The organism is Cellvibrio sp., from assembly GCF_053579595.1.
Genome location: NZ_JBRFPI010000462.1, coordinates 1 through 3,224 on the forward strand (window position 1 = coordinate 1; position 3,224 = coordinate 3,224).

General features: G+C 47.6%; 5 protein-coding genes and 1 pseudogene. All 6 read left to right on the forward strand.

Going from position 1 to position 3,224, the window contains the following annotated elements:
- Window positions 1-125 (forward strand): annotated as a pseudogene (locus tag ACWA6V_RS19715) (bifunctional 3,4-dihydroxy-2-butanone-4-phosphate synthase/GTP cyclohydrolase II); the annotation flags it as partial.
- A 50-nt stretch (window positions 126-175) separates the two neighbouring features.
- A complete protein-coding gene (gene ribH / locus ACWA6V_RS19720; RefSeq protein WP_449524089.1) occupies window positions 176-646 on the forward strand; it encodes a 6,7-dimethyl-8-ribityllumazine synthase in 471 nt (156 codons plus the stop codon).
- A gap of 82 nt (window positions 647-728) precedes the next feature.
- Window positions 729-1,217, forward strand: a complete 489-nt coding sequence (gene nusB / locus ACWA6V_RS19725; protein WP_449524090.1) for a transcription antitermination factor NusB — start codon at window positions 729-731, stop codon at window positions 1,215-1,217.
- An 85-nt stretch (window positions 1,218-1,302) separates the two neighbouring features.
- Window positions 1,303-2,268, forward strand: a complete 966-nt coding sequence (thiL, locus tag ACWA6V_RS19730; protein ID WP_449524091.1) for a thiamine-phosphate kinase — start codon at window positions 1,303-1,305, stop codon at window positions 2,266-2,268.
- On the forward strand, window positions 2,268-2,753 hold the full coding sequence (locus ACWA6V_RS19735) for a phosphatidylglycerophosphatase A family protein (RefSeq protein ID WP_449524092.1): 486 nt from the start codon (window positions 2,268-2,270) through the stop codon (window positions 2,751-2,753). Before thiL ends, ACWA6V_RS19735 begins: the two co-directional genes overlap by 1 nt.
- On the forward strand, window positions 2,750-3,224 hold a 475-nt coding region (gene ribA / locus ACWA6V_RS19740; protein ID WP_449524093.1), incomplete at its 3' end, for a GTP cyclohydrolase II. The genes ACWA6V_RS19735 and ribA, both read left to right, overlap by 4 nt.

Below are 3,224 nucleotides of genomic sequence, written 5' to 3' on the forward strand. Positions count from 1 at the left end.
GCTCGCAAATCCTGCGCGATTTGGGGGTGCGCAAAATGCGTGTAATGTCCGCGCCTATGCGCTACTCAGCGCTCTCGGGTTTTGATTTGGAAGTAGTTGAATATATTTGCCCTGAGGGTGACTAAAAGGTTTGCCCTGAGGACGATTAACAATTTCATCGTTAAGAGAAAATAGCATGAGCAATATCAAAGTAGTTGAAGGTGATTTTTCCGCGTCAGCAGGTAAGTACGCGTTGATCGTTAGCCGTTGGAACAGCTTTGTTGTAGAGAGTTTGAAAAACGGTGCACTGGATACGTTGCGCCGCCACGGCATCAAAGATGAAAATGTCACCATCTATTACGCTCCTGGCGCTTTCGAATTTCCATTGACTGCACAAAAAATTGCAGCGAAAAAAGAATTCGACGCGATCATTGCGTTAGGTGCAGTCATTCGCGGTGGTACTCCGCACTTTGATTATGTTGCGGGCGAGTGCGTTAAAGGTTTGGCTCAGGTTTCCTTGCAATATGGTGTGCCCGTAACCTTTGGTGTACTGACTGTTGATTCAATCGAGCAAGCAATTGAACGCTCGGGCACCAAAGCAGGTAACAAAGGTGTTGAGGCTGCTTCCACCGCACTGGAAATGGTTTCCCTGTTTGGGAAAATCTAACGCCCGTTACGATTTAATTGTTGTTATTTTTATTTCATGCCCGTGCACGCGGGCATTCAAGTTCTTTATCAGGTAATTGTTCATGACTACTCCCTCAGGTCAAGCCGGAGCAACCGCGCAAAAAGGCCACACCGCTGCCACCCGCCGTATGGCTCGTCACTACGCGATGCAAGCGCTGTATCAATGGCATATGACCGGTAATTCGCTCAACTCAATCGAAGCAGAATTCCGCACCGATAACGATATGAGCAAAGTGGATGTGGAATATTTCCACGATATCCTCCATGGTGTGCCTGAACATTTAAGCGAACTTGATGCTGTTTACGAACCCTTTCTGGTTGATCGCTCACTGGCAGAATTGGATGCAATCACTCGCGCGTTGCTGCGTCTTGCGACCTACGAATTTAAATTCCGTATTGATGTTCCATACAAAGTAGTCATCAACGAAGCTGTTGCCTTGGCGAAAAAATTTGGTGCAGAAGACAGCCACAAATTTATCAATGGTGTGTTAGATAAAACGGCCGTGGTATTACGCGCATTGGAAGTCAACGCTGAGCGCAAGGGTCGTTAATTATTCGGGCGATGACTAAATCGCCCTTCACTTCAAAAAACTCCCCTTTTCCTAAATGGCTTAACCTTTTTAAAATGACCCAAAAGTGCCCAGCGAATTCCAACTGATCCAACAATTTTTCCAGCGCGAGCAAGCCGAGCAGCCTGCCGAAGGCGTGTTGCTGGGGATTGGTGATGACTGCGCACTTTTGCAAATCCCCGCTGGAAAACAACTAGCAGTATCGGTCGATACGCTGGTTGCTGATGTTCATTTTCCTGCTGATGCTGATCCTGAATTAATCGCCGAGCGCGCATTAAGAACCAATTTAAGCGATCTCGCGGCCATGGGCGCAGATCCGCTCTGGTTTACGCTTGCATTAACGCTGCCCGAAGCTAACGAAGAATGGCTGCGCAGTTTTAGTCGTGGCTTATTTAAATGCGCGCGCGCATACGGCATTGCATTGGTTGGGGGGGATACGACATCAGGCCCCTTATCGATTACGATCCAGATGATGGGTGCAACCCAACCGCAACACACGCTGCGGCGTGATGGTGCGAATATTGGTGATTTTATTTTAGTGACCAATTTTTTGGGTGACGGTGCAGCTGCATTGGCCGCAATTCAAAACACCCAACAATTTACCTATGAGCATGCAGACTATTTGCAGCAACGTTTTTATCGCCCAACGCCGCGTTTGGCTGAGTCTGCATTAATTCGTGAGCTCGCCAGCAGTGCATTGGATATTTCTGATGGTTTGGTTGCCGACTTGCAACATATTTGCGATGCAAGTGATTTGGGTGCGGTGATTGATGTCGAAAACTTGCCGCTATCACCTGCGCTAAAATCATTAAACAATGATGCGCAAGCTTACCAATGGGCGCTCAGTGGTGGTGACGACTACGAACTGTGTTTTACGGTTCCGCCTGAAAAAATGGCCGATATCGCTATGTTAATTGCGCAGGGAAAATTACAAGCCACAGTGATCGGTGAAATGATAGCGGGCAGCAAAGTCATCTGTGAGTACGAAGGCGCACCATTCAAGGTGGCCACAACGGGATATCAACATTTCTAATGACGACACCCACTTTTAAACAATTATTTAAAAATCCCAACCACTTTTTTGCGTTTGGATTTGGCAGTGGGCTTGCCAAAAAGGCTCCCGGCACCTTTGGCACACTTGCAGCGATTCCCTTTTTTTTGCTATTGCAAGATCTCTCTTGGCCGCTTTACCTGAGTTGGTTATTAGTGACTTTCGCGTTGGGCGTGTTTTGGTGTGATCGCTCATCCAAAGCGATGGGAGTGCATGACCACGGTGGTATTGTGTGGGATGAGTTTGTTGGTTTTTGGATCACCATGTTTATGGCGCCCGCTGGTTGGTTGTGGATAGTCATCGGGTTTGTGTTGTTTCGGTTTTTTGATATTTTGAAACCCTGGCCCATTAACTGGCTGGATAAAAAAGTTCACGGTGGTTTTGGCATTATGATCGACGATGTGCTCGCCGGAATTTATGCGCTGCTAGTGCTGCAGCTGATTGCGTTTTCTGTGAGGTTCTTGTGACCATTACTTATGTAGAATCATCCAAATTGCCAACCCCTTGGGGCATTTTTGTAATGCACGGTTTTTGCGATGAAGAAAATTTTAAAGAGCATGTCGTTCTTACTATGGGCGACATCAGTGGCGATGAACCGCTGCTTGCGCGTATCCACTCCGAGTGTTTAACGGGCGATGCGCTGTTTAGTCTGCGCTGTGACTGCGGGCCGCAGTTGCAAGCGGCAATGCACAAAGTGGCTCTCGCTGGGCGCGGGGTGATTTTTTATTTGCGCCAGGAAGGGCGCGGTATCGGATTGCTGAATAAAATCAAGGCTTATCATTTGCAAGACCAGGGCGCCGATACGGTAGAGGCCAATGAGCAATTGGGTTTTGGTGCAGACATGCGCGATTACTCTATCCTCAAGCCCATGCTCGAATATCTAAATATCAAAGCATTAAAATTGCTCACTAATAATCCGCGCAAAGTAAAAGCCTTGC